Below are 26,171 nucleotides of genomic sequence, written 5' to 3'. Positions count from 1 at the left end.
CCCGGTTCCGAGCCCGACCCCGGTTCAGGGCCCGGTCCCGGCCGCGTCATGGTCGTGGACGACGACGCGGCGATCCGCCGCTCACTCGGCCGCGCCCTGCGGCTGCGCGGCTTCGCCGTCACCGAGGCCGACGGCGGCGCCGCCGCGCTCGACCTGCTGAGCCGTACCCCGCCCGACATCCTCGTCCTGGACATATCGATGCCCGACGTGGACGGCATCGAGGTCTGCCGGACCCTGCGGGCCGGCGGCGACGACCTGCCGGTGCTGGTGCTCTCCGCGCTCGACGAGGTCGCCGACCGGGTCGCGGGACTCCAGGCGGGCGCCGACGACTACCTCGTCAAACCCTTCGCACTCGAAGAACTCGTCCTGCGGCTGCACGCCCTGCTGCGCCGCCGGCCGCCGCGCCCCGACGGCCAGGTCCGCGCCTGCGGCCTCGTCCTCGACCCGGCCGCCCGCACCGCCGCCCGCGAGGGCCGGGCGCTGGAGCTGACCCGCAGGGAGTTCGAACTCCTGGAGTTCCTCGCCCGCAACGCCGGTCTCGTGCTCACCCGCGACCAACTCCTCGACCGGGTCTGGGGATACGACTTCGAGGTCCGCACCGACGCCGTCGACACCTTCGTCAGCTATCTGCGCAAGAAGCTGGAGGCGGGCGGCAGGCCCCGCATCCTGCACACCGTGCGGGGCGTGGGATTCGTCCTGCGGGCCGACGGACGCGAACAGCGGCGAGCCGGGGTACGGGACGGCGCGTCGTGAGGCTGTCCACCCGGATCGCGCTGGCGATCACCGTCCTCGTACCGCTGCTCGTCCTCGCCTCCGGCTGGATCATGGTCCGGCTGGTCGGCCACGACGTCCACGCGCAGGCCGACGCGCACCTGCGGGACCGGGCCGCCGCCGTCCGCACCGACGCCCGCAATCTGCTGCGGGCCATGGCGAACGACCGGTCGGCCGAGGTCGAACAGGCCCGTCAGCGCAAGCTGTTCGCCGCCGCGCTCGACGTCGGCATCCGCGTGACCGGCACCGAGGGCACCGTCACCGAAGGCCCGCAGCCCGCCGACGGCCGGCCGCTGCCCGCCGCGGCGGACGCCGTACGGCCCGTCACCTTCCGTGCGGACGGCAGCAGTTGGCGGGTGCTCGCCGTACCGCTGTCCGTCGTGCGACCCGCCGCGACCGGCACCCTGTGGCTGTTCTCGCCGGACACCGCGGGCCAGGAGCAGATCAGCCGGGTGCGCCGCAGGATCGTCACCGTCGCGCTGCTCACCGCGCCGGTCGCGGGCGCCGCCGCCTGGCTCGCCGTCACCCGCGCGGCGCTCCCGCTGCGGCGGCTCCAGCGCCGCGCCGGGGGCATCGACCCGCGCACCAGCGCCGCCCGCCTCGACCACACGCCGACCCGCGTCACCGAGGTCGACGAACTCGCCCGCACGCTCCAGACCGTCCTCGCGCGCTACGACGAACAGGCCGCCCGTACGGCCGAGGCGCTGGCCACCGCGCGTTCCTTCTCCGCCGCCGCCTCCCACGAATTGCGCAACCCCCTGATGAGCATGCGCATCAACCTCGACGTCCTGGACGGCCGCCCCGAGCCCGATCCCGCGGAACGCGCCGAGATCATCGCCGACCTGCGCGGCGAACACACCAGGCTGCTCGGCCTGTTGGTGATGCTGCGCGCCCTCGCCCAGGGCGACCTGGTCGAGGCCGACGCCTTCGTGCCGGTCGACCTCGCCGACGTGCTGGACGCCGCCGTGGCCGACCTGCGGCGCGAACGTCCCGACGTACGCGTGGAGTTGACCGCGCGGCCGGGCCTGCGCGTGTACGGCTGGCCGCAGGGGCTGCGCTCGGCGGTCGACAATCTGCTGGTCAACGCGGCGGTGCACGGCGCGAGTCGGGACGGGGACGGGCGCGGCGGCGGTACGGGGAGCGGAGGCGGGGCGCTGATCGAGGTGACGCTCGCACCGGGGGCCGACCCGGCGGGCCCCTCTGTCGTACTGACCGTGGACGACCACGGGCCCGGAGTGCCGCCCGCCGCCCGGCGGGAGATCTTCCAGCGCTTCCGCCGCCGCCCCGACAGCCCTGGCTCCGGGCTCGGCCTCGCCCTGGTCGGGCAGCAGATCGCCCTGCACGGCGGGCGGATCACCGTCGGCGACCGGCCGGGCGGTCCCGGCGCGCGCTTCACCGTGGTGCTGCCGCTCGGCGCGTCGGAGCGCCCGCTGCCCGGCGGCCGGGACTGGCTGGCGGGCGCGTCGACGGGGGAGCGGCCGTAGGTCTAGTCGCGGTCCGGCCGGTCGTCGCGGGCCTGTCGCGCGGTCACAAGGTTTCCACAAAGACGGTTCCTAACCTCCGGCTCTGACGGGCACCGCGACCGGTGCCGAAACCCTCAGGGAGGAACCCATGCGCCCCACTCGCACCGCCGTGGCGACAGCCGCCGCGCTCGCCGCCCTGCTCGCCGCGGCCGGCACCGCCGTCGCGGACGCCACGAGCCCGTCGGCCGCACCGTCTGCCGACCCGTCCTCGGCACCGGCGGCCGACCCGTCCGCCGCACCGTCGACGGACCCGTCCGCCGCACCGTCGACTGACCCGTCCGCCGGGTCCAGGACACCGAAGGTCCACAAGGCCCCGACCGGGGACGGCGCCCGCGCCCTGTGCAAGCGGGTGCCGAAGATCGACGCCCGTATCGACCGCGCGCTCGCCCGGCTCAACGGCCCTGCCACGGAACGCGGTTCCGTCGCCCGGCTCCAGAAGCGGGTCGACAACGCGAACACGGCCGGTGACACGGCGGTGGCCACGTATCTCAAGGACAAGCTGACCTTCCGCAAGTCGCTGGTGCCGACCCTCAACCGGCGCAGCACGGACCTGGACGCCGTCCGCACCTGGTGCGGGACACAGGACTTCACGGCGAAGGGCGCCACGAAGTGAGCGGCGCCGCTTCGCGAAAGGGCGGCCGTACGCGGGCCGGTGCCGTGCTGGCCGCCTGCGCGATCGCCGGGGCGCTGGTGACCGGCTGCGGACACTCCGGCCGTACGTCCGCACCGGCGTCGTCGGCGGACACCTCGGCCGCCGTGTCGGCGGGCGCATCCGCGGGCAGCCACTCCTCCGCGCCCTCGGACTCCGAACTCGCCCGTATGCGCAAGCTGGTGGACGACGCGGATTCCGCCGCCGCGACGGCGGAATCCGACGCGGCGGCCGACAAGTGACCCTGCCGCCGGGCTACTTGGCGTCCGCGTAGCACGCCACCGCGTGCGTCTCCAGCGGGAACGGCACCGGGGCGGAGCCGAAGACCAGGCGGCGGGCCTCGTCACCGGCCGCCGTCACCGCCGCCTCGACGGCGGGCGCGAGCTCGGTCGGGGCGTGCACGATCACCTCGTCGTGCTGGAAGAAGACCAGTTGGGGCTCCGGCCCGATCGTGGTCAGCCGACGGCGCAGCGAGGCCAGCATGGCCAAGGCCCAGTCGGAGGCGCTGGCCTGGATGAGGAAATTGCGCGTGAAGCGGCCCCAGGACCGGGCCGCGCGGCGGTCGGGGGACGCGCCGTCGCCGGGGTCGGCGCTCTCGTCGAGGAACCGGTCGGCGGACGGTGCGGGCGACGTACGGCCCAGCCGCGACCGTACGATCCCGCCCGCCTCGCCCGTCCTGGCCGCGGCCTCCACCAGGGCGAGGGCGGCGGGGAAACGGCGGCGCATCACCGCGAGAAGCTGACCCGCCTCGCCGCTGGTCTGCCCGTACATCGCGGCGAGCAGCGCGATCTTGGCGCGCGGCCGGTCGCCGCCGAAGGCGTTCCGCGCCAGCGCCGCGTACAGATCGCCCTCCGCGGCAGCCGCCGCGAGCCCGGCGTCACCGGACATCGCGGCCAGCACCCGCGGCTCCAGCTGCCCGGCGTCGGCGACCACCAGTCGGTGCCCGGGGTCGGCGACGACGGCGGAGCGCAGCAGCCGCGGGATCTGAAGGGCGCCGCCGCCACGCGTCGCCCACCGGCCCGACACCACGCCGCCCACCACGTATTCGGCGCGGAAGCGGCCGTCGCGCACCCAGCTCTCGCGCCAGGCCCAGCCGTGCGCGGCGTGAATCCGGGACAGTTCCTTGTAGCGCAGCAGCAGCCCGGCCGCCGGATGCCCGACCTCGCGCAGCTCGTGCGAGCGGGTCGACGTCAGATGCACGCCGACGCGGGCGAAGGCGGGCAGCATCTGGGCGGGGGAGTCGGGGTTGACCGGACGTCCGAGCGCGTCCTGGATACGGGCGGCCAACTCGCCCAGCAGCGCGGGCCGTGCGCCACCCGCGGGGCGCGGGCCGAGCAGCCCGGTCAGCAGTTCGTCGTGCACCTCGGCGCTCCACGGCAGCCCGTCCCGGCCCATCTCGACCGCGGCGAGCGCGCCCGCGGACTCCGCCGCGCACAGCAGCCGGATCCGGTCGGGGTGCTCGCTCGCGGCGATCCGCCGCTGCTGCGCCGCGTGCACCTCGACCAGCGCGGCCAACGGGTCGAGATCCCGCGGGAGATGACGCCGGTCGGCGGCGAACAGCACCGGCTGGTCGTCCGCGCCGGGCTCCGGGGCGTCCTCGGGCTCGGGCAGCCCGTGCAGCCGCGCCCACGCCGCCCCCAGAGACCGGGGCCTGCGGTGCCTGCCCTCCTGCCCGAGCAGCAGCGACTCGACGAGCTTCACGTCATGGCAGCGCGCGGTGCGCACCGACCCCCGGTCGAGCAGCCACGGATACACCTCGTCGGTCGCCGCCCAGACCCAGCGCGGTGCCTGCTCGGCCTCCCGCCGCGCGACCTCAGCGGCCAGGTCCCGTACGACATCGACCTTCCCGACCGCCGTCCCGTCCTCCCCGAGCGCGCACAGCCGCCCGCCCGACCCCACCGGGTCGGGCACGGCGGCGATCCGCGCGACGGCGGCGATGGCTGTACCCACCATCGGAGCCTAGACGCGACCACTGACAATGCCCTGGAGGGCGGGCCCGCGGACGGTGTCGCGCACGGGCCCGGCCGCGTTACCCCGGCGGGCCGACGACACGGCAGCGCAAGGGCCGCGCTCCGGCCCGGCGGCGAATCCTGCTCGCCGCGGGCCGGGGGCGCGGCCCCGGATGTCCCTCGCTGTCGCGTCGGTGGCGGGCGGGCCCGTCAGGAGCTCTGCTGGGCCTCCTCGACCGACTTGCGCACCTCGTCCATGTCGAGGGCGCGGGCCTGCGCGATGACGTCCTCCAGGGCGGGCTCGGGCAGCGCTCCCGGCTGCGCGAAGACCGCGACCTTGTCACGGACGATCATCAGGGTCGGGATCGACTGGATCTGGAAGGCCGCGGCCAGCTCGGGCTGCGCCTCCGTGTCGACCTTCGCGAAGACCAGGTCCTGGTGCTTCTCGGACGACTTGTCGTAGACCGGTGCGAACATCCGGCACGGCCCGCACCAGGCGGCCCAGAAGTCGATGAGGACGAAATCGTGCGACGACACGACCTCGTCGAAATTCTCCTTGGTCAGCTCCACAGTGCTCATGCCCCCACAACGGGCGGCGCCCGCCGGAAATTCCTGCCGTCGCCGCGGGTGCCGCGGACCCCGGAGAGTTCACTCATACGAGTGGTGCGGGCGGGGTGTGCAGTGGCGTCCGACCCGTCGGAGTCGTTGGTCGGGCTATGGCAGCAACGCAGTGGATTCCGCAGGACGACGGCGCCGACGGCGCGGGCGACGGTCACCAGCCATGGCGCTATTCCCGTGCCGGAACGGTTCTGCAGAGCACGGAGGCACCGGTCTTCGCGGAACTCGCCGACCAGTGGCGGTCCGCGGGCCGCATGGTGCCGGGCCAGAAGGACACGGAGTGGGCCGAACTGGTCGGCCGCATCCCCCGTCTGACCGGCGTCTGACGACGGTTCCCGGCCCCGGCCCGGACTCCGGCTCCGGCCCAGGCTCCGGCCGAGGCCCGGGTCTCCGCTGAGGGCAGCGTCGGCGGTCATCCGCCCGTGGGAGGCGACCGCGCGCCGTCACGGCAGCGGCTGGGGCGGCGGTGGTCCCTGGTAGGTGCCGCTGGGGCGCATCCGCAGCGGGCGCTCCTGGTACTCCTCCAGGGCGTGCGCGATCCAGCCCGCCGTGCGCGCCACGGAGAAGACCGTCTCGCCCGCCTCCGCGGGCATCGCGGCGGAGACCGAGAGCACCGCGAGGGCCAGGTCGACGTTGGGGTGCAGCGGGGTGTGGCGAGCGGCCGTCGCCGCCAGGTCGCGGGCCGCGGCCAGGGCGTCGGAGGCGGCGGGCACCTGCCCGAGCAGGTGGAAGAGCAGCCGGGCGCGCGGGTCCTCGCCCTGGTAGAGGCGGTGCCCGAGGCCGGGGATCCGCTGACCGGCGCGCAGTTGCTCGGCGACGACGGGACCCGCGCCGCCGCGCTCCAGCACCTCGGCGAGCGTCCGGTGGGCCAGGGCGCTGGCCTGTCCGTGCAGCGGCCCGTCCAGCGCGCCGAGTCCGGCGGACACCACGGCGTAGGGGTGCGCGCGGGCCGAGGCGGCGACCCGCGCGGCCAGCGTCGAGGCGGCCAGGTCGTGGTCGACGAGCAGCGCGAGCGCCGCGTCCAGCACCCGCAGCGACGCCTCGTCGGCGGGCCGCTCGGTCAGCCGCGACCACAGCCGCCAGGCCAGCCCGCCCTCTCCCGAATGCGGCCGGCCGAGCGGCGGCAGCGCGCCGACCAGGGTCGGGATCAGGCTGCGCGCCGTGCCCAGCACGGCCTCCTCCGACAGATCGAAGCGCAGCGGATCCGCGGTGGCCGCCGCGATGACCGCGACCCGCAACCGGTCCATCGGACCGCAGCCCGCGGGCAGCGCGTCGCCCGCGCTGCGGGCCGCCTTCAACAGCGGCTCGGGCGCGGTGAAGCGGACCCCGCGCCGCAGCACCCCGGTCCACAGCCACTCGGCGACCTCCTCGAAGCCGTACGCCGTGGCCAGCCCGGTCGCGTCGACCCCGCGGAAGTAGAGGCCGTCGTCCTCGATCAAAGTGACGCCGGTACGGATACGGACCCAGGCACTGTTTCCGCCCCCGCCGCCCCCGCTGTCCGAGGGTCCGTCGGCACCGGCCGCCGCGGGCCGTGCGCGCCGGGCCAGGGCCTCGACCTCGTCCGGGTCGAAGGTGCTGCCCCTGCCACCCTCGGCCCGTCGGCTGGCGAGCAGGCCGCGGCTGACATACGCGTACAGCGTCTCCGGCTTCACGCCGAGCCGCCGGGCGGCCTCCCGGGTGCTGATCCGGTCCGCCGGTTGATCCGTCATGGGCTCACCGTATCCATAGTGCTCAGCTCATTCACATTGATTCAATCAACATTGACAGAGTTTAAATCAATCATGGAGAGTCGAGTCAATACCCAAGGAGGACACGATGCCGACCACCGAGCAGAACGCCCCGATCGACGTACCCCGCGGTCTCAAGGGCGTGATCGTCACCGACACATCCATCGGCGACGTCCGCGGGCTCGAAGGCTTCTACCACTACCGCGAGTTCTCCGCCGTGGAGCTGGCCGAGAGCCGCGGCTTCGAGGACGTCTGGCACCTGATGTTCCACGGCGCGCTGCCCGACGCGGCCGAGCGTGCCGCGTTCACCGCGCGGACCGCCGCCCTGCGGCACCTGCCCGCCGACGTGGCGGACGCGCTCCCGGCCATCGCCCGCGCCAGCGCGCTGTCGGGACCGCTCGCGGGGCTGCGCACCGCACTGTCGCTGACCGGCGCCTCGGCCGGATTCCGCCCGCTGTACGACCTCACGCCCGACCGCCGCCGCGCCGACGCGCTGGCCGCCTGCGCGGTGGTGCCCACCCTGCTCACCGCGCTGCACCGGCTCGCCCAGGGCCTGGAGCCGGTCGAGCCGCGCGACGACCTGCCGTGCGCGGCGAATTACCTCTACATGCTGACCGGCGAGGAGCCGGAGCCGGTACGCGCCCGAGCCGTCGAGCGCTATCTGATCTCGACCGTCGACCACGGCTTCAACGCCTCGACGTTCACCGCCCGCGTGATCGCCTCGACGGGGGCGGACCTGGCCGCGTGTCTGGTGGGCGCGATCGGCGCGCTGTCCGGGCCGCTGCACGGCGGCGCGCCCAGCCGCGCGCTCGACACACTCGACGCGATCGGCACGCCCGACCGGATCGACGGCTGGCTGCGGGAGCACATCGGGGCGGGCGAGCGGATCATGGGCTTCGGCCACCCCGTGTACCGCACCGAGGACCCGCGCTCGCGGATGCTCAAGGGCATCGCGCAGAGCTTCGGCGGCGACCTGGTGGACTTCGCGGTGCAGGTGGAGGCCCGCGCGGAGGCGCTGCTCGCCGAGCTGAAGCCCGGCCGCGAGCTGCACATCAACGTCGAGTTCTTCGCGGGCGTCGTGATGGAGCTCTGCGGGCTGCCGCGCGAGATGTTCACACCCACCTTCGCCGCCGCCCGCGTCGTCGGCTGGAGCGCCAACATCCTGGAGCAGGCCGAGGACAGCAAGATCATCCGGCCGTCCGCGCGGTACGTCGGCCCGCCGCCGCCCGTGCCGGTGCCCGCCGCCTGAGCGGACCGGCGGGGGCGCCGGGGCCGTGGTGCAGTGCGCGACGGAACGCGTTGCGGCGTGCCCAAGCGGTGTGCCCAAGCGGTGTGCGACATACCAACCAGTCGGTAATATCGGTGGAGCGGACACCGGGACACACCGGCGGACGCCAGGAAAGCACCCGCAGGGTGCGCCCCACCACGCTGAGGAGCCGACGTGCGCGCGATCCAGATCACCGAATTCGGCGGTCCCGAGGTGCTGCGGGAGACCGAGCTGCCCGACCCCGTGGCAGGCCCGGGCCAGCTCCTCGTGGACGTCGACTCCGCCGGGATCAACTACGCCGACACGCACACCGTCGAGGACTCCTACCTCTCGCGCTCCACGCTGCCGATGGTCCCCGGCGCCGAGGTGGTCGGCCGCACCGCGGAGGGCCGCCGGGTCGTCGCCCTCACCGACAACGGCGGCTACGCCCAGAAGGCCGTCGTCCAGGAGTACCTGGCCCACGACGTGCCCGACGAGGTCACCGACGGGCAGGCGCTCGCCCTGGTCGTCCAGGGCCTCACCGCCTGGCACCTGCTGCGCACCTCCGGACGCCTGGCCGAGGGCGAGAGCGTCGTGGTGCACGCGGCGGCCGGCGGTACGGGCTCGCTCGCCGTCCAGCTCGCCAAGACCTTCGGCGCGGGCCGGGTGATCGCCACCGCCTCGTCCGAGGACAAGCGGGACCTCGCGCTTGAACTCGGCGCCGACGTCGCCGTCGACTCCGGCCCCGAGAACCTGAAGGACCGTCTCGTCGAGGCGAACGGCGGCAAGAAGGTCGACATCGTGCTGGAGATGACCGGGGGCCCGGTCTTCGACGCCTCGCTCGCCGCGCTCGCGCCGTTCGGCCGCCTCGTCACGTACGGTCTGGCCTCCAGGACGCCCCCGACACCGGTCCAGGCCGCACAGCTCATGGCCCGCTCCCGCGCGGTCGTCGGCTTCTGGCTGACGCACTGCCTCGGCCGTCCGGGGATGTACCGCGAGCCGATGGCCGAGCTGCTGGAAATGACCGCGGCGGGCCGCCTCGTGCCCCGGCTCGGCGGGGTCTATCCGCTGTCCGAGGCGGTCAGGGCCCATGAGGAGCTGCGGGCCCGGCAAACCTTCGGCAAATTGGTGCTCGATGTGAGGGCCTGAGCGGAACCGACGGGCTCGTCGTAGTCGTTGAACAGGTGCACACTCGACAACGAGGTACGACGGACCGCCGCCAGTGGTCCGCGCCCCGCATGTCTCGGGAGGGGCCATGGACCGCAACCGCTTCGCGCCCGACCGGGGGCTGACCACGCGCATGGTGGTCACGATGTTCCTGATCGGTCTGCTCTATGTCGTCTTCGTCGGCGCGCTGCTGGCGCTGCTGCGCGGATCCTGGCCGCTGATCCTCGTGATCGCCGGAGTTCTCTTCATCGCGCAGTTCTGGTTCAGCGACCGCATCGCCGCCTTCAGCATGGGCGCCAAGGAGGTCACGCCCGAACAGGCGCCGGAGCTGCACGGCGTCGTGGACCGCATCTGCGCGCTCGCCGACATGCCCAAGCCCAAGGTCGCCATCGCCGATTCCGACGTGCCGAACGCGTTCGCCACCGGTCGCAACAAGAAGAACACCACGGTGTGCGCCACGACCGGGCTGCTGCGCCGCCTGGAGCCGGACGAGCTGGAGGGCGTCATCGCCCACGAGTTGTCCCACGTCGCCCACAAGGACGTCGCGGTCATGACGATCGCCTCCTTCCTCGGCATCCTCGCCGGTGTCATCACCCGGATCGGCCTCTACGGCGGCTTCCGCCGGGCGCGCGACCCCGGCACCGCCGTGCTCGCCGTGGCGATCCCGCTGGTCAGCGCGGTCGTCTACGCCATCAGCTTCCTGCTCACCCGGATGCTGTCGCGCTACCGCGAGCTGTCCGCCGACCGCAGCGCCGCGCTGCTCACCGGCCGCCCCTCCTCGCTGGCCTCCGCACTGACCAAGGTCACCGGGCAGATCGGCGCGATCCCCACCAAGGACCTCCGCAAGGCGGAGCCCTTCAACGCCTTCTACTTCGCGCCCGCGCTGAGCGCGAAGGGCGGAGGCTCCGCCTTCTCGAAGCTGCTGTCCACCCACCCCTCCCTTGAGCAGCGGCTGGAGCAGCTCAGCCGCATCACTCTCGAACTGGACCGCCACTGATGGGTCTGCTGGACGTCATCCTCGGCCGCAGCAAGCCGGTCAAGCCCGACCTCGATCAGCTCTTCGGCCTCACCTCGGCCGCCATCACCCTCGAAGCGGCGAGCGAGCTGCGGCCCACCGGCCTCGGCTCGGTCTGCTTCGCGGCCGTCGAGGGCGGCGCCTTCGCCGAGATCCAGCAGGACCTGCGGGCCCTGGTCGGCGCGGAGGCCAGCCAGGACTCGTACGGCTACACCTGGCTGCTGGCCCGCAAGGACCCCGCCGAGATGACCGACCTCGTCACCGATCTGCACGCGATCAACTCCGCCCTGGAGGAACGCGGCTTCGGCCCGCAACTGCTCTGCTCGCTGCTCGGTTTCAAGGACCCCGCGGGCCGCTCGGTGGCGCTGGTCTACCTCTACAAGCGCGGCTCCTTCTACCCCTTCGCCCCGCTGCCCGGCGAGAAGCGGGACAACGCGCTGGAACTCCAGGTCAGAGCCCTGGTCACCAATGACCTCCGGCTGGAGGACGACCTGTCGCGCTGGTTCCCCGTCTGGGGCGCGCCGGGCCTGTGACCGCTCCGTACGCCCTGTTTGCGGCGCGCCCGCCCTACGCTGGGTGCTAATCGAACCCTCTGGAAGGCACACACGCATGACGTCTTACGACCCCGCCGCGGTGAAGGTCAGCCCCGAGAAGTGGGTGGCCGACCAGGCCCGCCGCTACGAGGAGTCCAACGGCACCGAGGGCACCGACCTCAACGGCTCGCCCTGCCTGCTCCTCGACTACCAGGGCCGTCGCAGCGGCGCGTGGCTGCGTACCGTACTGATCTACGGCCGGGACGGCGACGACTACCTGATCGTCGCCTCCAAGGGCGGCGCCCCCGAGCACCCCCTGTGGTACCTGAGCGTCCGCGACAACCCCGAGGTCCACCTGCGGGTGCTCGGCGAGCGCTTCGCCGCCCGCGCCGAGACGCTGTCGCCGCAGGACAAGGCCCGGGTGTGGCCGCACCTGCTCGATGTGTACGCGCCGTATGCCGACTACCAGAAGAAGACCGACCGGGATATTCCCGTGGTGCGGCTCCGCCGGATCTGACGACATGTCGATCTGACGATCTGACGACGGGTAAGGGGCGACCACCCAGGTGGTCGCCCCTTGCCCGTGCCGTCCGAGGGCTGGGCTCACCGAGCCGCCTCGCGCCGCCGGACGGCGAAGCTCAGGACCGCCAGCGCCAGTTCGAGGCCGAGCAGGAACACCAGCCCCATCCGGAAGGCGTGCGGGTAACCGCCGGGCGCGCCGTCGCCGACCGCGCCGTAGAAGATGATGCCGATCAGGGCGATGCCGAGCGCGCCGCCGATCTGCTGCGTGGTGGCCACCACGCCGGAGGCCGAGCCGACGAGCCGGGGCGGGACGGTGGCCAGCGCGTCGTGGGTGAGCGGGGCGATCACCATGCCCATCCCGACGCCGTCCATGATGAGCCCCGGCACCAGCTCCCACAGGCTGCCGGTGGTCCCGGAGCGGTGCGCCGCCTCCCACAGCAGACCGAGCCCCGCGGCCATCGCCAGAGCCCCGGCCGGGACCGTACGGCCGCCGAGCCTGGCCGCGATGCGGTGCGCGTTCGTCGAGGTCAGCAGGTAGCCGCCGCCGATCGCCAGGAAGACCGTGCCCGAGTGCAGGGCGTTCAGACCGCGGCCCGCCTGGAGGTACAGGGCGAGGATCAGGAAGAACGAGCCCTGCCCGCTCCAGAAGACGAACTGCGCGAGGGAGCCGGGTCCGAAACCGCGCTGCCGGAACAGGTCCGTGTTCAGCACCGGGTCGCCGCCGCGGCGGCCGAGCCGGTCCTGGTGGCGGACGAAGACGGTGACGAGCACGGCGGACGCGGCCAGGCACAGCCAGGTCCACAGCGGCCAGCCCGCCGCACGCCCCTGGATCAGCGGCAGCACGAGCGCGACGACAGCGGCGGTGGACAGCGCCACGCCGGTGAGGTCCAGCCGGGGCCGTTGCGGCGCCCTCGACTCGGCCAGGGCGCGCGGCACCAGCGCCAGGGCGAGCAGCCCGACCGGGAGGTTGATCAGGAAGCAGGCCCGCCAGCCGAGGCCGAGCACGTCGGCCTTAATCAGCAGACCGCCGATGAGCTGCCCGAAGACCGCGCCGACGCCCATCGTCAGCCCGTACATGCTGAAGGCGCGGGCCTGCGCCTTGCCGGTGTAGGCGGTCTGGAGAATCGACAGCACCTGCGGGCTCATCAGCGCGGCCGACAGGCCCTGGAGGACCCGCGCCGCCACCAGCGTCCCTGCGGTGGGCGCGAATCCGCACGCCGCCGAGGTGGCGGTGAACAGCGCGAGCCCGACAGTGAACATCCGTCTGCGGCCGAAGACGTCACCGAGCCGGCCCGCCGTGATCAGCCCGGTGGCCACGGCCAGGCCGAAGCCCGCCACCACCCACTGGATCGACGCGGTGCCCGCGTGCAGGTCGCTCTGCACGGAAGGGATCGCCACATTCACGATGAAGATGTCGAGCGCGATCATGAAGGTCGCGGCCAGCAGGAGCAGCAGGCCGAGGTCTGGCCGCTTGCTGACCGGCGAGCCGTCGCGGCTCGCGGGCGGGGACGCGGCGGTGGTGGCCGAGGCCATGACGGAACTCCTGTCGCAGGGGGACGGATGTCCGGGGCGATGACGGGGTACGGGTGCGGCTCAGTGGTGACGGGGTACGGGGTACGGGCGGGGTACGGGCGGGGGCCCCGCCCGTACCCGTGGAGCGGTGCTCAGGCGCCGGCCGGGACCTTGTCGAGGAAGCCCTGGACGCTGTGCACCAGGCCGTCCTCGCCGATCGCGGCCACGTCGAAGCCGACCACCAGCGACTCGCCGCCCGCCGGGCCCAGCTCCCACGTGAAGCGGGCGATGTGGTGGTGCGCGTCGACCGGGCCCAGGGTGAACACGAAGCCGGGGAACTGCGCCTGCACGGCGCCGACCACCGCGTCGAAGGCGTCCCGCCCGGTGACGTCGGCCAGCGGGTCGGTGTAGCGGCCGTCGGCGGCGAAGACCTCGTCGATCAGGCGGCGCCGGGCGGCCGGGTCGGTCTCGTTCCAGGCGGCGATGTAGCGCTGGACCAGGTACAGGGTGTCGCTCATGGCTGGTGTCTCCCTACGTTGTCCGGCGCCGAGTGGCGCCGTGTTCTCGCAGGTCAAGACGGTACGTACGGGACCGCGTCCGCGAATCAGTCATCGTTGGGTACTTGTGCGGCCGGTTGTACGTCACGACCGGCCGCCATGACGTACACGCCCCGCGGGCCGGGGTCCGAACCGGCGTCTCGCACCGCCTCCCGTAGGCGTCTCGGCCAATCCGTGGTGACGTTGCGCACCGGCCGTGAGTGCCGGGAGCACCGGCCCGCGGCACCGTCCCCCGGAGCAGCCCGCACGTTCGGCCCCGGTGCGCGGTCCGCGAAGGCGGGACCGCGCACCGGGGGAAGAGGTCACCTCGTGGCGTCGAGCCGGACCTTCAGCGCGTCCAGCGTGTCCGCGATGCGCGGGGAGCCGCAGTGCCGGGACAGCCGGGCCGCCTCGCGGCCCAGCGTGCGCGCGCCCTCCAGGTCACCGGTCAGGGCGCGGGCGGTGGCGGCGCGCGCCGAGTACAGGCAGCGGTCGCGTACGTACGAGGCGTCCTGCATCGCCAGCGCCTGCTCCAACAGGGGCCTGGCCTCGTGCGCGTGGCCCAGGTCGAGCAGCGACTGACCGGTCTGCGCGGCCAGTTCGGCCGCGTCGAACCAGTAGAGCCATGACGGACCCGACTCCCGCTCCGCCAGGTCCAGTTGGCGCTCCGCCTCGGAGACCGCGCGCCGTGAGGCGCCGTCGGCGCCGACCGCGGCGTGCGCCCGGCTCAGCCTGCTGGCGGCCAGCGCCCGGACGGCCGGGGGAGTGCCGCCCGCCGCCCGTACCCCCGCCTCCGCCGCGGCCACCGCGTCCCGCGGCTGACCCGCGATCACCGCGTGCAGCGCGAGGCCGCCCCACAGCGCGACGGCCAGCGGGCGGTCGCCCGCGCTGTGGGCGAGCCGCAGACCGGTCAGATAGTGCCGCTGCGCCGCCCCGAGCCGGCCGGTGTCGGTGGCCGCCCAGCCGCCGAGCTGCGCCAGGTCGGCGGCGACCCGCAACAGCCTTGCCCCGTGGGCCCGTTCGTGCTGCCCCCGGTGCAACAGGCCGCGCACCATGCGCAGATCGGCCTCGACCCGGTGCCGTACGGCCGCGCCGCCGAGCCGGTCGTCGAGCTTGCGCAGCCCCAGCACCCCGGCTTCGAGCCAGTCGATCACCGGACCGTCCACGACGGCCGCGGCCACCGCTTTGTCGACGGCGTCGTCGCGGAACGCGGCCGCGGCGTTCGCCTGTCGCGGCACGCGTCCCGAGCGGGTGCCGGGCACCGGTTCGTCCCACCGCTCGGCCATGGCGGCCGACGCCGACCCGCGTCCCGCCGCGGGCGAGGGCGACCCACGTCCCGCCGCGGCCGAGGGCGAACCCGCCTTCTTGTCCACGGCACGTGAACCCATGGAACCCATCGCGCCCGCCGCGCCGCCCGAGCCCGCGGAACCGGCGGCGCCCGTCGTGCCCTCCGCGCCCGCCGCGTCCCAGTCCGCGATGGCGTCGAGCAGCGCCTGCTCGTCCGCGATGGGGAACCCGCGCGGGTCGCTCGCGCCGTTGTCGAGCAGCGCGGTGAGCGCGGTGAAACTGCCCTCGACCGTCCACGGCAGCCCGTCCGGCATGCCGCCGTGCGCCGGGAGCCAGCGCGGCCAGGGCCTCAACTCCAGTTCCCTGGAGGGGATTCCGAGCGCGCGGGCCAGCGCGCGCTGGCTGTCGGCCTCCGGCACGACCCCCCAGTGCTCCCAGCGCCAGACCTTCTCGCGGCGGGCCGCCATCGGCACCCCGAGGATCCGCGCGTTGTCGGCTATGACCCGTGCCAGGTCCTGGTAGCTCCACCCGTGTCTTCGCCGTACATAGGCGAGCGGGTGGGTGGAGGCTGCCGCACTCTGTCGTTCCCCCGCGTCCGCACCGCTCACGCTCCCGCCGTCCATGTCACCTGGTCCCCACCGCGCGATGCCGACACACCTTGATCGGCCTCTCGAATATCAGGTGTCCGGCCGATCGCGCAGCCGAACCAGCGCATCCATCCCGATCCGTGTCCCAAACCCCCGTCACCATACGGGACTACAGCGAGACAACAGGTCCGGACTTGATGCCACCCCGTGCCGACCGGTTGGCTGTGCGTGATCACATGACGTTACGCACGCCGTGGAGGGCTGCCCGCGGATGACCCCACCGCCGCCACCCTTCCGCTTCTCGCGTGGCAAGGACGACGTGGCTTTCGACCCCGCTCTCGGTGACGAGGAGCTGGTCGCGGCTCGTGCTGCCCTGGCCCACGGCCGCTGGGCGGAGACCCGTGACCTGCTGAGCCGTACCGGAGACAACTGGGACCGCCGAGGACATCGGCTGGTCGTCCTCGGCGAGGGCAAGAGCGCCGCCGCATGGGCGGGCGAGTGGCAACTCGCCGAGCCCGAGAGCACGGACGCCGCCGCGCTGGCCGCGTTCGCGGCCGTCTTCCGCGCGGTCGCGGGCAAGCAGAGCGCCGAGTCGGCGCGCGAACTCTGCCTGCGCGCGGCCCGGATGACCCCGCGCGACCCGTCGCCGTGGCTCGCCCTGCTGGTGCTCGCCCGCCGCACCGGCACCGACGACGAGCAGGTGCGCGCCTTCGACCAGGCGCGCGGCCGGCACCGCGGCCACCACCACGCCCACCACCTGATGACGCAGTGCCTGGCGGAGCGTCAGAAGACCGACGGCGAGGACCCGTTCCACGAGGTGTACGAATTCGCCGAGTGGGCCGCGGACGAGGCGGGACGCGGATCACCGCTGGCCGTACTGCCGTTGGTCGCGCTGGTGGAGCGCTACCGGGTGCTCGCGTCGGCCGATGTGCTGCCCGACGTCCCCAACGGCCTTCCGTACTGGGTCAGTCCGCGCGCCCGGCAGAGCGTGCGCATGGCCTTCGACTGGTGGCTCGAATGGCAGGGCTACGACCACTCGCGGTTGCTGCTCGACCTGAACTACCTTGCGTACGGCAAATTCCACGCGGGCGACACGGTGGAAGCCGCCGCCCTGTTCAACCGGATCGGGTCGGAGGCGACACGCACCCCGTGGTCGTATCCCGACCGCGACCCGAAGAAGGCGTTCCGCGCGGCGCGCAACTACGCGCTCGGCTTCGGTTCCGCCTAGGCCCCCACGGTCGTACTCACCCAGCAGGACACGCAGTTGGAACCACGCACGAAGAACCACGCTCGAAGACCGATCCAGTAAGACCCGAACCACGGACCACCGGAAGGACACCGCAGCATGCTGACGGGCAGTACAAGCGAGATCAGCACGTTCAAGGGCGAGCAACGCGCACTGCGCGCGGACCGGATCGGCGCACCGGCCCTCCTGCTCTCGGTCCTCGCCGCGACCGCGCCCCTGATGGTGGTGGCCGGTGTGGTGCCGACCACCTTCGCCACCATGGGTGTCGTCGGGGTGCCGCTGCTGTTCGTCATCGTCGGCCTCGTGCTGATCCTCTTCAGCTTCGGCTACGCCGAGATGAGCCGCCATGTGCACAACGCGGGCGCGCTGTACGCGTACATATCCAGGGGCCTGGGCGGCACCATGGGCGCCTGCGCCTCGTACGTCGCCCTGTTCGCGTACAGCATCATGCAGGTCGGTCTCTACGGGATCTTCGGCTACGAGATCTCCAGCCAGATCGCCCAGCACTGGAACCACAACGTGGCCTGGTGGATCCCGGCGCTCGGCGGAGTCGCGATCACCGCGATCTTCGGCGCGCTGAAGATCGACCTGAACGCCAAGACGCTCGGTGTGCTGCTGCTGGTCGAGACGCTGCTGACCGTCGTCTTCGACATCAGCTTCCTGTCCGACCCCGGCCCGCAGGGCGTCTCGGTGCACGCCTTCGACCCCAGCACGCTCAGCGGCGCGGGTCTGGGCACCGCCCTGTGCTTCACCATCGCCGGCTTCGTCGGCTTCGAACAGGCCCCGGTCTACGCCGAGGAGACCAGCGACGCCCAACGCGTCGTGTCCAAGGTGATGTTCACCGCGATCGGCTTCGCCACTCTCTTCTTCGCCTTCAGCGCCTGGGCGATCACCGTCGGCACCGGCCCCGACCACGTCGTGGGCGCCGCTCAGGAGCAGGGTCCGAACCTGATCTTCTCGCTGAACCAGGCCCGGCTGGGCACCGCGTTCACCGACACCCTGAACATCTTCTTCATCACCGGCATCTTCGCCTCGATGCTGAGCTTCCACAACGTCGTCGCCCGCTACGCGTTCGCGATGGGCCGCGACGGTCTGCTGCCCTCGGCGGTCGGCCGTACCTCGAAGTCCAGCGGCGCCCCCGCCGTCGGCTCCTTCCTCCAGTCGATCGTCGCGCTGGCCGTCGTCGTGGCCTTCGCCGCCACCGACAACGGGAAGTTCGACCCGAAGTTCGGCCCGGACCCGACGGCCCCCGTGCTGCGCATGTTCACCTGGGCGGGCAACGTCGGCGCGCTCGGCATCGTGCTGCTGATGGCCACCGCGGCCATCGCCGTCATCGCCTTCTTCGTCAAGCGCGGCGCCGCCGGTGTGCAGGCATGGCGGCTGGTCACCTCGGCCGTCGCCGCTCTCGGGCTGCTGACCATCGCCGTCTACTCGGTGAAGGACTTCTCGGTGCTGCTGGGTGCCAACCCCGGCCACGGGCTGCGCTGGCTGCTGCCCGGCATCATCGCTCTGGCCGCCGCCATCGGACTGGTCTACGGTCTGATACTGCGCGCCAAGCGGCCCGAGGTGCACGCCAGGATCGGCCAGGGCAACGAGGCGTTCCAACTGGAGAAGGCCGCCGCGCAAGCGTCCTCCTGACCATCTCGCCAGGTCTCACCGCGACGGCCCGCCACACCCCACAGGGTGCGGCGGGCCGCCCGTTTTTTCCGGACCCATGTCCCGAACTCCCCGTCCCCGCAGCGTTCCTGTTCCGCCGTCAGGAGGCCCCATGTCCGCGTCGGCCGCCACCACCACTCCGCATCCGCTCGACCCGCTGACCGCCGACGAGATCGACACGGCCCGCGCCGTACTGGAGGCGGAGGGCCTGGTGTCCGACGCCACCCGCTTCCCGCTCGTCCTGCCCGACGAGCCCGACCGGCACGCCGCGCTCGCCCACCGCGACGGCGACGCCTTCACCCGCCGGGTACGTGTCACGCTGCTCGACTCCGCCACCGGCCGCGCCGCCGAGGCCCTGGTCGACGTCACCTCGCGCCTGCTGCTCGCCCACCGCGACCTGGACCCGGCCGCCGACGGCCAACCGCCGCTGCTGTTCGAGGAGTACGAGACCTGCGACGAGATCGTCAAGGCCGACCCCGCCTGGCGCGCGGCGATGGCCGAGCGCGGCGTCACCGACACCTCGCTGGTGATCGCGGCGCCGCTGGCCGCGGGCAACTTCGGCATCGCCTCCGAGACCGGCCGCCGCATGCTGCGCTCGCTGACCTTCCTGCGCTGCGACGAGAGCGACAACCCGTTCGCCCACCCGGTCGGCGGCCTGGTCGCGGAGGTCGACCTGATCGAGCGGCGCGTCGTACGCCTCATCGACACCGGCGCCGTCCCCACGCCCACCCAATGCGGGCGCTACGAGGCCGAGTTCAACGGACCGGCCCGCACCGACCTGCGCCCGCTGGAGATCGGCCAGCCGGAGGGGCCGTCCTTCACGCTCGAAGGCCCGGTGCTGAGCTGGCAGAACTGGCGGCTGCGGCTGGACTTCAACGCCCGCGAGGGCCTGGTGCTGCACCGGATCACCCACCGCGACGGCGACCGCGACCGGCTCGTCCTGCACCGCGCCTCGATCGCCGAGATGGCCGTGCCGTACGCGGAGCCCGACGCGGCCCGCAACTGGGTCTGCTACCTGGACGCGGGCGAGTACCTGCTCGGCCGCAACGCCAACGCGCTGCGCCTGGGCTGCGACTGCCTCGGCGAGATCGCGTACGTGGACGCCGTGCTGGCCGACGACCTCGGCCGCCCCGAGACGCTGAGCAACGCGATCTGCGTCCACGAGGAGGACGCGGGGCTGCTGTGGAAGCACACCAATATCTTCGACAACTTCGCGGTGGACAGCCGCCGTTCGCGCCGCCTGGTGATCTCGTACATCGCCACCCTCGGCAACTACGACTACGGCTTCTACTGGTATCTCCACCAGGACGGCACGATCGCCTTCGAGGCCAAGGCCACCGGGCTCGTGCAGACGTCGGCCGCCGTGCCGGGGGAGAGCTCGCAGCACGCCACCGAGATCGCGCCGGGGCTGCTCGCGCCGTACCACCAGCATCTGTTCTGCGCCCGGCTCGACGTGGCGGTGGACGGCCCGGCCAACACGGTCGAGGAAGTGGACGTCGTACGGCTGCCGATGGGCCCGGACAATCCGAACGGCAACGCCTTCACCACGCGCGCCACCGTGGTGGCCGACAGCGGTGACGCGGGCCGGGTCGCCGACCCGGCGGCCGGGCGGCGCTGGCGGATCAGCAACCCCGGCTCGCTCAACCGGATGGGCCGCCCGGTCGCGTACACCCTGCTGCCCGACGCGGGACCGACGCTGCTCGCGCAGCCCGGCTCACCGGTCGCGGAGCGCGTCACGTACGCCACCAAGCACCTGTGGGTGACCCGCTACCGCCCCGAGCGGCACTATCCGGACGGCGACTACCCCAACCAGCACCGGGGCGGGGCCGGTGTCGGGCAGTGGTCGCGGCCGGGCGAGGCGCTGGAGGACACCGACCTCACGCTGTGGCACTCCTTCGGGCCGACGCATCTGCCGCGCCTGGAGGACTGGCCGGTGATGCCGGTGGACACCTGCGGTTTCACGCTGAGACCGACCGGCTTCTTCGACCGCAACCCCACGCTCGACCTGCCCCGGGAGAGCGGACGCGGCTCCGGCGGCCACTGCCACCTGTGACGCCGCACGCGACGGCGACCGCCGACGGCGGGACCGAAGGCGGGACCGGAGACGGAACCGAAGGCGAGTGAACCGGCTGAGCGAGCGCTCAGTCAGCTCTTGCCAAGACTGGAACACGTTCCTAGCATCATTGATGTGACATCAGAATTGTCAAACCGGGGCGCGGCGCCCGACGGCCCGCTGGCGGGCGTGCGTGTCGTCGAACTGGCCGGGATCGGTCCGGGACCGTTCGCCGCGATGCTCCTCGCCGACCTCGGCGCCGATGTCGTACGGGTGGACCGGCCGGGCGGCGCGGGTCTCGGCGTCGCGCCCGAGCACGACCTCACCAACCGCAACAAGCGCTCGGTGCTGGTCGACCTCAAGGCGGACCGGGGACCCGCGACCGTGCTCGACCTGGCCGCGCGCGCCGACATCCTCATCGAGGGCTACCGGCCGGGCGTCGCCGAGCGGCTGGGCGTCGGCCCCGACGCGTGCCTGGCCCGCAATCCGCGGCTCGTCTACGGCCGGATGACCGGCTGGGGCCAGAGCGGCCCGCTCGCCGACACCGCGGGACACGACATCGCCTACCTCGCCGTGACCGGCGCGCTCGGCATGACGGGACCGGCCGACGGACTGCCGGTCGCGCCTGCCAACCTCCTCGGCGACTACGCGGGCGGCTCCCTCTACCTGGTCACCGGCGTCCTCGCCGCCCTCCACCACGCCCGCGCGCACGGCGAGGGACAGGTCGTGGACGCCGCGATCGTCGACGGCGTCGCGCACCTCACCACGATGATCCACGCCATCCTCGCCACCGGCCGCTGGCAGGACAGGCGCGGCGCCAACCTCCTGGACGGCGGCACCCCCTTCTACGGCGTCTACGAGACCTCCGACGGCCGGTACATGGCGGTCGGCGCCCTGGAACAGCGCTTCTACGACGAATTCGTCCGGCTGCTGGAACTTGCGCCGCGGGACGCGGCCCTGCGCACGGAACCCGGCCGCTGGCACGATCTGCGCGCCGCCCTCGCGGCCCGCTTCCGCACCCGCACCCGCGACGAGTGGACACGCGTCTTCGACGGGACGGACGCGTGCGTGGCGCCCGTACTCTCGTTGGGTGAGGCCCCGCACCACCCGCACCTGGCCGCCCGCGGCACCTTCACCGAGGCGGCCGGGACCGTGCAGCCCGCGCCCGCGCCGCGGCTGTCCGCGACACCGGGCACCCTGCGCCGGCCGCCCGCGCCGCCCGGCGCGCACACCGCGGAGGTCGCCCGCGACTGGGACGCCCCCGCACTGCTGGACTGAGACCCCTACGGCAGCACCTCCCGGACACCGCGCCGGACCAGGACACCCCGCCCCACCCTCCAGAAAGGCACGACGTTGAGCACCGAGGCCTACGTCTACGACGCCGTACGCACCCCGCGCGGGCGCGGAAAGGCGAACGGATCCCTGCACGGCACCAAGCCGATCGACCTCGTCGTCGGCCTCATCCACGAACTGCGGCGCCGCTTCCCGACCCTGGACCCGGCCGCCGTCGACGACATCGTGCTCGGCGTCGTCAGCCCGATCGGCGATCAGGGCTCGGACATCGCGCGGATCGCGGCCATCGCCGCGGGCCTGCCCGACACCGTCGCGGGCGTCCAGGAGAACCGCTTCTGCGCCTCCGGGCTCGAAGCGGTCAACCTGGCGGCGGCCAAGGTGCGTTCCGGCTGGGAGGACCTGATCCTCGCGGGCGGCGTCGAGTCCATGTCGCGCGTCGCGATGGGCTCGGACGGCGGCGCCTGGGCCATGGACCCCATGACCTCGTACGAGACCGGCTTCGTGCCGCAGGGCGTCGGCGCCGACCTGATCGCCACCCTCGGCGGCTGGACCAGGCACGACGTGGACTCCTTCGCCGCGCTCTCCCAGGAACGCGCCGCGGAGGCGTGGAAGCAGGGCTACTTCGCCCGCTCCGTCGTGCCCGTGCTCGACCGCAACGGCCTCACCGTCCTGGACCACGACGAGTTCATCCGCCCCGGCACCACCCCCGAGACGCTCGCCAAGCTCAAGCCGTCCTTCGCCGACATCGGCGACCTGGGCGGCTTCGACGCCGTCGCGCTCCAGAAGTACCACTGGGTCGAGGCCATCGACCACGTCCACCACGCGGGCAACTCCTCCGGCATCGTGGACGGCGCCGCGCTCGTCGCCATCGGCAACCGCGAGATCGGCGAGCGCTACGGCCTCACCCCCCGCGCCCGGATCGTCTCGGCCGCCGTCTCCGGCTCCGAGCCGACCATCATGCTGACCGGCCCCGCCCCCGCCTCCCGCAAGGCCCTCGCCAAGGCCGGGCTGACCATCGACGACATCGACCTGATCGAGATGAACGAGGCATTCGCCGCCGTCGTGCTGCGCTTCGCCTCCGACATGGGCGTCAGCATCGACAAGGTCAACGTCAACGGCGGCGCCATCGCGCTCGGCCACCCGCTCGGCGCGACCGGCGCGATGATCCTCGGCACCCTCATCGACGAACTGGAGCGCCGCGACCAGCGGTACGGGCTCGCCACCCTCTGCGTCGGCGGCGGCATGGGCGTCGCCACCGTCGTCGAACGTCTCTGACCCCTGCCCCCTCACGTGCCCCCTCACGGATCCAACGGAGCCCGAAGACCATGAGCGAGTCCACCACCATCCGCTGGGAGCAGGACACCGACGGCATCGTCACCCTGGTCCTGGACGACCCCGCGCAGTCCGCGAACACCATGAACGCGGCCTTCGCCGATTCCCTCGACGCCACCCTCGACCGCCTCGAAGCCGAACTCGACGGCGTGCGCGGCATCATCGTCACCTCCGCGAAGAAGACCTTCTTCGCGGGCGGCGACCTGCGCGACCTGATCCGCGCCACCCCGGAGAACGCGGCCGACGTCCTCGCCGGATCGCTGCGCATCAAGCGCCGCCTGCGCCGCCTGGAAACCCTCGGCAAGCCGGTCGTCGCGGCCATCAACGGTGCGGCGCTCGGCGGCGGTTACGAGATCGCGCTGGCCTGCCACCACCGCATCGCACTCGACGCGCCCGGCACCAAGATCGGCCTGCCCGAGGTGACGCTCGGCCTGCTGCCCGGCGGGGGCGGAGTCGTCCGCACCGTCCGGCTGCTCGGCATCGCCGACGCGCTGCTGAAGGTCCTGCTCCAGGGCCGGCAGTACGCGCCGCAGCGCGCTCTGGAGGCCGGTCTCATCCACGAGGTCGCCACCGACCGGGACGCCATGCTGGCGAGCGCACGGGCGTACGTCCTGGCCCATCCCGACGCCCGGCAGCCCTGGGACACCCCCGGCTACAAGATCCCCGGCGGCACCCCGAAGAGTCCCGCCTTCGCGGCGAATCTGCCGGCCTTCCCCGCCAATCTGCGCAAGCAGCTCGCGGGCGCGCCCTACCCGGCGCCGCTGGCGATCCTGTCCGCCGCCGTCGAGGGCTCGCAGGTCGACATCGACACCGCCACCCTCATCGAGGCCCGCTACTTCACCGAGCTGGCCTGCGGCCGGACCTCGAAGAACATGATCCAGGCGTTCTTCTTCGACATGCAGGCCGTCAACTCCGGCGCCAGCCGCCCCGAGGGCTTCCCGGCCCGGCCGGTCACCAAGGTCGCCGTCCTCGGCGCGGGCATGATGGGCGCGGGCATCGCGTACTCCTGCGCGCGCGCCGGAATCGACGTCGTCCTCAAGGACGTCACCGCGGAGGCCGCCGAGCGCGGCAAGGCGTACTCCGTGACGCTGCTCGACAAGGCGCTGGCCAAGGGCCGCACCACCCCGCACAAGCGGGACGCGCTGCTCGCCCGGATCACCCCGACCGCCGACCCGGCGGACCTTGCGGGCTGTGACGCCGTCATCGAGGCGGTCTTCGAGGACGCCACGCTCAAGCACAAGGTCTTCCAGGAGATCGAGCACATCGTGGCGCCCGACGCGCTGCTCTGCTCCAACACCTCCACGCTGCCCATCTCGGCGCTCGCCGAAGGCGTGCGGCGGCAGGACGACTTCATCGGCCTGCACTTCTTCTCGCCGGTCGACAAGATGCCGCTGGTGGAGATCATCAAGGGCGAGCGGACCGGCGACGAGGCGCTGGCCCGCGCCTTCGACCTGGTGCGGCAGATCCGCAAGACGCCGATCGTCGTCAACGACTCGCGCGGCTTCTTCACCTCCCGCGTCATCGGCCACTTCATCAACGAGGGCGTCGCCATGGTCGGCGAGGGCGTCGCGGCGGCCTCCGTCGAACAGGCCGCGGCCCAGGCGGGCTACCCCGCCAAGGTGCTGTCGCTCCTCGACGAGCTGACGCTCACCCTGCCGCGCAAGATCCGCCGCGAGACGCGTACCGCGATCGAGGCGGAGGGCGGCCAGTGGCAGGAGCACCCGGCCGAGCGGGTCATCGACCGCATGGTGGACGAGTTCGAGCGGACCGGGCGCAGCGGCGGCGCGGGCTTCTACGACTACGCGGACGGCCGCCGTACCCGGCTGTGGCCCGGTCTTGCGGAGCATTTCGGTAAACCCGGCATCGAGATCCCGATGCGCGACATGCAGGAGCGGATGCTCTTCGCGGAGTCGCTGGACACGGTCCGGCTGCTCGAAGAAGGCGTCCTCACCTCGGTCGCCGACGCCAACATCGGCTCCATCCTCGGCATCGGCTTCCCCGCCTGGACCGGCGGCGTCCTTCAGTACATCAACGGCTACGAGGGCGGCGTCGCGGGCTTCACCGCCCGCGCGCGCGAACTGGCCGACACCTATGGCGAGCGTTTCGCACCGCCCGCGCTGCTGGTGGCGAAGGCCGAGAGCGGGGAGACGTTCACGGACGGGCGCTGAGGTGCAGGCGCTCAGGCGCTACGGGGAACGCTGCGGGTTCTGCTCGGGGTCCGGCTTCGGCGAGGGCACCGGCCAGGCCCGCAGCTCCTCCTTCAGCGACCGCTGAAAGGCGGTGACCAGCGCCTGTACGACCAGCGGCTGCATCTGGGCCGACAGCGACCGCATCCGCTCCGGGCGGTCCGGCTCCCCCACCTCGTCCAGGAAGATCCGGCCCAGCTCGTGGGCGGCGGCCCGCGCGTGCTCCAGCATCACCTCGCGCGCGGCCAGGACCGTCTCCACGGGGAAGGGCACGTCCAGCAGCCGCACCCCCAGGTGCAGGATGCCCGGATCCACCCGGAAGGCGTCGGGGTCGTCGGTGCGCTCCAGCACGTTCATGGCCGCGAGCCGGTCCAGGTCCGCGTCGTCCAGCGGGCGCCCCGCGCGGCGTTCGAGCCGCTCCCGGTCGATCTCCTGGCTGCCCTCCGGCAGCCAGGACGCCACCAGGGCGCGGTGGATCGCCAGGTCGTGGGCGCTGATGTCGGCGGGGAGCTGCTGGAGATAGCGCTCGATCGCCGCCAGGGTGAGGCCCTGGTGCCGCAACTCCTCGATCAGCGCCAGCCGGGACAGGTGCGCGGCGCCGTATCGGCCCACCCGGCGCGGACCGATGTCGGGCGGCGGGAGCAGGCCGCGGGCGCTGTAGAAGCGGACGGTGCGCACCGTCACCCCGGCGCGGGCGGCCAGCTCGTCGATGGTGAGAGCGGTCTGGGGCACCTGGACAGTATCGCTGTCGCACCAGCGCTGT

General features: G+C 73.1%; 23 protein-coding genes. 16 read left to right on the top strand and 7 right to left on the bottom strand.

Going from position 1 to position 26,171, the window contains the following annotated elements; all coding sequences use genetic code 11:
• Positions 1 to 48: 48 nt before the first annotated feature.
• The 4 genes from ACZ4EF_RS08440 to ACZ4EF_RS08425 all read left to right on the top strand — a co-directional run bounded on the left by ACZ4EF_RS08440 (position 49) and on the right by ACZ4EF_RS08425 (position 3,185).
• On the top strand, positions 49 to 753 hold the full coding sequence (locus tag ACZ4EF_RS08440) for a response regulator transcription factor (protein ID WP_467503687.1): 705 nt from the start codon (positions 49 to 51) through the stop codon (positions 751 to 753).
• Complete coding sequence (locus tag ACZ4EF_RS08435; protein ID WP_467503445.1) at positions 750 to 2,255, top strand: sensor histidine kinase; 1,506 nt, start codon at positions 750 to 752, stop codon at positions 2,253 to 2,255. The genes ACZ4EF_RS08440 and ACZ4EF_RS08435 overlap by 4 nt, the downstream gene beginning before the upstream one ends.
• 127 nt (positions 2,256 to 2,382) lie before the next feature.
• Positions 2,383 to 2,907, top strand: a complete 525-nt coding sequence (locus tag ACZ4EF_RS08430; protein ID WP_467503443.1) for a hypothetical protein — start codon at positions 2,383 to 2,385, stop codon at positions 2,905 to 2,907.
• A complete protein-coding gene (locus ACZ4EF_RS08425) occupies positions 2,904 to 3,185 on the top strand; it encodes a hypothetical protein (RefSeq protein ID WP_467503441.1) in 282 nt (93 codons plus the stop codon). Before ACZ4EF_RS08430 ends, ACZ4EF_RS08425 begins: the two co-directional genes overlap by 4 nt.
• A 13-nt stretch (positions 3,186 to 3,198) precedes the next feature.
• Here ACZ4EF_RS08425 and ACZ4EF_RS08420 read toward each other — a convergent pair whose 3' ends face one another.
• Complete coding sequence (locus ACZ4EF_RS08420) at positions 3,199 to 4,896, bottom strand: bifunctional 3'-5' exonuclease/DNA polymerase (protein ID WP_467503439.1); 1,698 nt, start codon at positions 4,894 to 4,896, stop codon at positions 3,199 to 3,201.
• Between the two features lie 206 nt (positions 4,897 to 5,102).
• The gene (gene trxA, locus ACZ4EF_RS08415) at positions 5,103 to 5,471 is read right to left on the bottom strand and encodes a thioredoxin (RefSeq protein ID WP_355346728.1); all 369 of its coding nucleotides are present in this window, start codon (positions 5,469 to 5,471) and stop codon (positions 5,103 to 5,105) included.
• 137 nt (positions 5,472 to 5,608) lie between these two features.
• Here trxA and ACZ4EF_RS08410 point away from each other — a divergent pair, with 137 nt between their 5' ends.
• On the top strand, positions 5,609 to 5,836 hold the full coding sequence (locus ACZ4EF_RS08410; protein WP_355346725.1) for a hypothetical protein: 228 nt from the start codon (positions 5,609 to 5,611) through the stop codon (positions 5,834 to 5,836).
• 117 nt (positions 5,837 to 5,953) lie between these two features.
• Here the strand turns inward: ACZ4EF_RS08410 and ACZ4EF_RS08405 are convergent, their stop codons facing one another.
• Positions 5,954 to 7,219, bottom strand: coding sequence for a citrate/2-methylcitrate synthase (locus ACZ4EF_RS08405; RefSeq protein ID WP_467503437.1), 1,266 nt, complete (start codon positions 7,217 to 7,219; stop codon positions 5,954 to 5,956).
• Between the two features lie 106 nt (positions 7,220 to 7,325).
• On the opposite strand from ACZ4EF_RS08405, the gene ACZ4EF_RS08400 reads away from it, so the two are divergent.
• From ACZ4EF_RS08400 to ACZ4EF_RS08380, 5 genes are all read left to right on the top strand, one after another.
• Positions 7,326 to 8,486 carry a citrate synthase/methylcitrate synthase gene (locus ACZ4EF_RS08400; RefSeq protein WP_467503435.1) on the top strand — a complete coding sequence of 387 codons (1,161 nt, stop codon included), beginning with the start codon at positions 7,326 to 7,328 and terminating at the stop codon, positions 8,484 to 8,486.
• Between the two features lie 192 nt (positions 8,487 to 8,678).
• Positions 8,679 to 9,632, top strand: coding sequence for a quinone oxidoreductase family protein (locus ACZ4EF_RS08395; protein WP_391045734.1), 954 nt, complete (start codon positions 8,679 to 8,681; stop codon positions 9,630 to 9,632).
• A gap of 106 nt (positions 9,633 to 9,738) precedes the next feature.
• On the top strand, positions 9,739 to 10,647 hold the full coding sequence (htpX, locus tag ACZ4EF_RS08390; protein WP_355346713.1) for a zinc metalloprotease HtpX: 909 nt from the start codon (positions 9,739 to 9,741) through the stop codon (positions 10,645 to 10,647).
• A complete protein-coding gene (gene pspAB / locus ACZ4EF_RS08385; RefSeq protein WP_355346710.1) occupies positions 10,647 to 11,198 on the top strand; it encodes a PspA-associated protein PspAB in 552 nt (183 codons plus the stop codon). Before htpX ends, pspAB begins: the two co-directional genes overlap by 1 nt.
• Positions 11,199 to 11,274: 76 nt before the next feature.
• Positions 11,275 to 11,715: a nitroreductase family deazaflavin-dependent oxidoreductase gene (locus ACZ4EF_RS08380; protein ID WP_391045731.1), complete on the top strand. Its 441-nt coding sequence runs from the start codon at positions 11,275 to 11,277 to the stop codon at positions 11,713 to 11,715.
• 86 nt (positions 11,716 to 11,801) lie between these two features.
• Here the strand turns inward: ACZ4EF_RS08380 and ACZ4EF_RS08375 are convergent, their stop codons facing one another.
• The 3 genes from ACZ4EF_RS08375 to ACZ4EF_RS08365 form a co-directional block, all read right to left on the bottom strand.
• A complete protein-coding gene (locus ACZ4EF_RS08375; RefSeq protein WP_467503432.1) occupies positions 11,802 to 13,253 on the bottom strand; it encodes an MFS transporter in 1,452 nt (483 codons plus the stop codon).
• A 131-nt stretch (positions 13,254 to 13,384) separates the two neighbouring features.
• On the bottom strand, positions 13,385 to 13,750 hold the full coding sequence (locus ACZ4EF_RS08370) for a nuclear transport factor 2 family protein (protein ID WP_355346701.1): 366 nt from the start codon (positions 13,748 to 13,750) through the stop codon (positions 13,385 to 13,387).
• A gap of 341 nt (positions 13,751 to 14,091) precedes the next feature.
• The gene (locus ACZ4EF_RS08365) at positions 14,092 to 15,663 is read right to left on the bottom strand and encodes a hypothetical protein (protein ID WP_402711391.1); all 1,572 of its coding nucleotides are present in this window, start codon (positions 15,661 to 15,663) and stop codon (positions 14,092 to 14,094) included.
• Positions 15,664 to 15,913: 250 nt separating this feature from the next.
• On the opposite strand from ACZ4EF_RS08365, the gene ACZ4EF_RS08360 reads away from it, so the two are divergent.
• The 6 genes from ACZ4EF_RS08360 (at position 15,914) to ACZ4EF_RS08335 (ending at position 25,390) form a co-directional block, all read left to right on the top strand.
• Entirely contained in the window at positions 15,914 to 16,870 is a 957-nt protein-coding gene (locus ACZ4EF_RS08360) for a hypothetical protein (RefSeq protein WP_355346695.1), read from the top strand.
• 117 nt (positions 16,871 to 16,987) lie between these two features.
• The gene (locus ACZ4EF_RS08355) at positions 16,988 to 18,526 is read left to right on the top strand and encodes an APC family permease (RefSeq protein WP_355346692.1); all 1,539 of its coding nucleotides are present in this window, start codon (positions 16,988 to 16,990) and stop codon (positions 18,524 to 18,526) included.
• A gap of 130 nt (positions 18,527 to 18,656) precedes the next feature.
• Positions 18,657 to 20,597, top strand: a complete 1,941-nt coding sequence (locus ACZ4EF_RS08350) for a primary-amine oxidase (RefSeq protein WP_401856495.1) — start codon at positions 18,657 to 18,659, stop codon at positions 20,595 to 20,597.
• Positions 20,598 to 20,732: 135 nt separating this feature from the next.
• Positions 20,733 to 21,875, top strand: coding sequence for a CaiB/BaiF CoA transferase family protein (locus ACZ4EF_RS08345; RefSeq protein ID WP_467503429.1), 1,143 nt, complete (start codon positions 20,733 to 20,735; stop codon positions 21,873 to 21,875).
• A gap of 75 nt (positions 21,876 to 21,950) precedes the next feature.
• Positions 21,951 to 23,165, top strand: coding sequence for an acetyl-CoA C-acetyltransferase (locus ACZ4EF_RS08340; protein ID WP_355346683.1), 1,215 nt, complete (start codon positions 21,951 to 21,953; stop codon positions 23,163 to 23,165).
• Between the two features lie 50 nt (positions 23,166 to 23,215).
• A complete protein-coding gene (locus ACZ4EF_RS08335; protein ID WP_467503427.1) occupies positions 23,216 to 25,390 on the top strand; it encodes a 3-hydroxyacyl-CoA dehydrogenase NAD-binding domain-containing protein in 2,175 nt (724 codons plus the stop codon).
• 18 nt (positions 25,391 to 25,408) lie between these two features.
• On the opposite strand, the gene ACZ4EF_RS08330 is transcribed toward ACZ4EF_RS08335, so the two are convergent.
• Positions 25,409 to 26,140, bottom strand: a complete 732-nt coding sequence (locus tag ACZ4EF_RS08330) for a MerR family transcriptional regulator (RefSeq protein WP_401308191.1) — start codon at positions 26,138 to 26,140, stop codon at positions 25,409 to 25,411.
• Positions 26,141 to 26,171: the final 31 nt, after the last annotated feature.

It is taken from the genome of Streptomyces sp. NPDC025721 (assembly GCF_055558595.1).
The sequence above is the reverse complement of the archived record's forward strand: the minus strand, read 5'-3'. Positions and strand labels throughout refer to the sequence as shown.

Coding starts and splice junctions, on each gene's coding strand:
- ACZ4EF_RS08440 (WP_467503687.1), top strand. CDS start 49: ATGGTCGTGGACGACGACGCGGCGATCCGCCGCTCACTCGGCCGCGCC.
- pspAB (WP_355346710.1), top strand. CDS start 10,647: ATGGGTCTGCTGGACGTCATCCTCGGCCGCAGCAAGCCGGTCAAGCCC.
- ACZ4EF_RS08360 (WP_355346695.1), top strand. CDS start 15,914: ATGACCCCACCGCCGCCACCCTTCCGCTTCTCGCGTGGCAAGGACGAC.
- ACZ4EF_RS08375 (WP_467503432.1), bottom strand. CDS start 13,253: ATGGCCTCGGCCACCACCGCCGCGTCCCCGCCCGCGAGCCGCGACGGC.
- ACZ4EF_RS08405 (WP_467503437.1), bottom strand. CDS start 7,219: ATGACGGATCAACCGGCGGACCGGATCAGCACCCGGGAGGCCGCCCGG.
- ACZ4EF_RS08430 (WP_467503443.1), top strand. CDS start 2,383: ATGCGCCCCACTCGCACCGCCGTGGCGACAGCCGCCGCGCTCGCCGCC.
- ACZ4EF_RS08380 (WP_391045731.1), top strand. CDS start 11,275: ATGACGTCTTACGACCCCGCCGCGGTGAAGGTCAGCCCCGAGAAGTGG.
- ACZ4EF_RS08350 (WP_401856495.1), top strand. CDS start 18,657: ATGTCCGCGTCGGCCGCCACCACCACTCCGCATCCGCTCGACCCGCTG.
- ACZ4EF_RS08335 (WP_467503427.1), top strand. CDS start 23,216: ATGAGCGAGTCCACCACCATCCGCTGGGAGCAGGACACCGACGGCATC.
- ACZ4EF_RS08355 (WP_355346692.1), top strand. CDS start 16,988: ATGCTGACGGGCAGTACAAGCGAGATCAGCACGTTCAAGGGCGAGCAA.
- ACZ4EF_RS08370 (WP_355346701.1), bottom strand. CDS start 13,750: ATGAGCGACACCCTGTACCTGGTCCAGCGCTACATCGCCGCCTGGAAC.
- trxA (WP_355346728.1), bottom strand. CDS start 5,471: ATGAGCACTGTGGAGCTGACCAAGGAGAATTTCGACGAGGTCGTGTCG.
- ACZ4EF_RS08410 (WP_355346725.1), top strand. CDS start 5,609: ATGGCAGCAACGCAGTGGATTCCGCAGGACGACGGCGCCGACGGCGCG.
- ACZ4EF_RS08400 (WP_467503435.1), top strand. CDS start 7,326: ATGCCGACCACCGAGCAGAACGCCCCGATCGACGTACCCCGCGGTCTC.
- ACZ4EF_RS08420 (WP_467503439.1), bottom strand. CDS start 4,896: ATGGTGGGTACAGCCATCGCCGCCGTCGCGCGGATCGCCGCCGTGCCC.
- htpX (WP_355346713.1), top strand. CDS start 9,739: ATGGACCGCAACCGCTTCGCGCCCGACCGGGGGCTGACCACGCGCATG.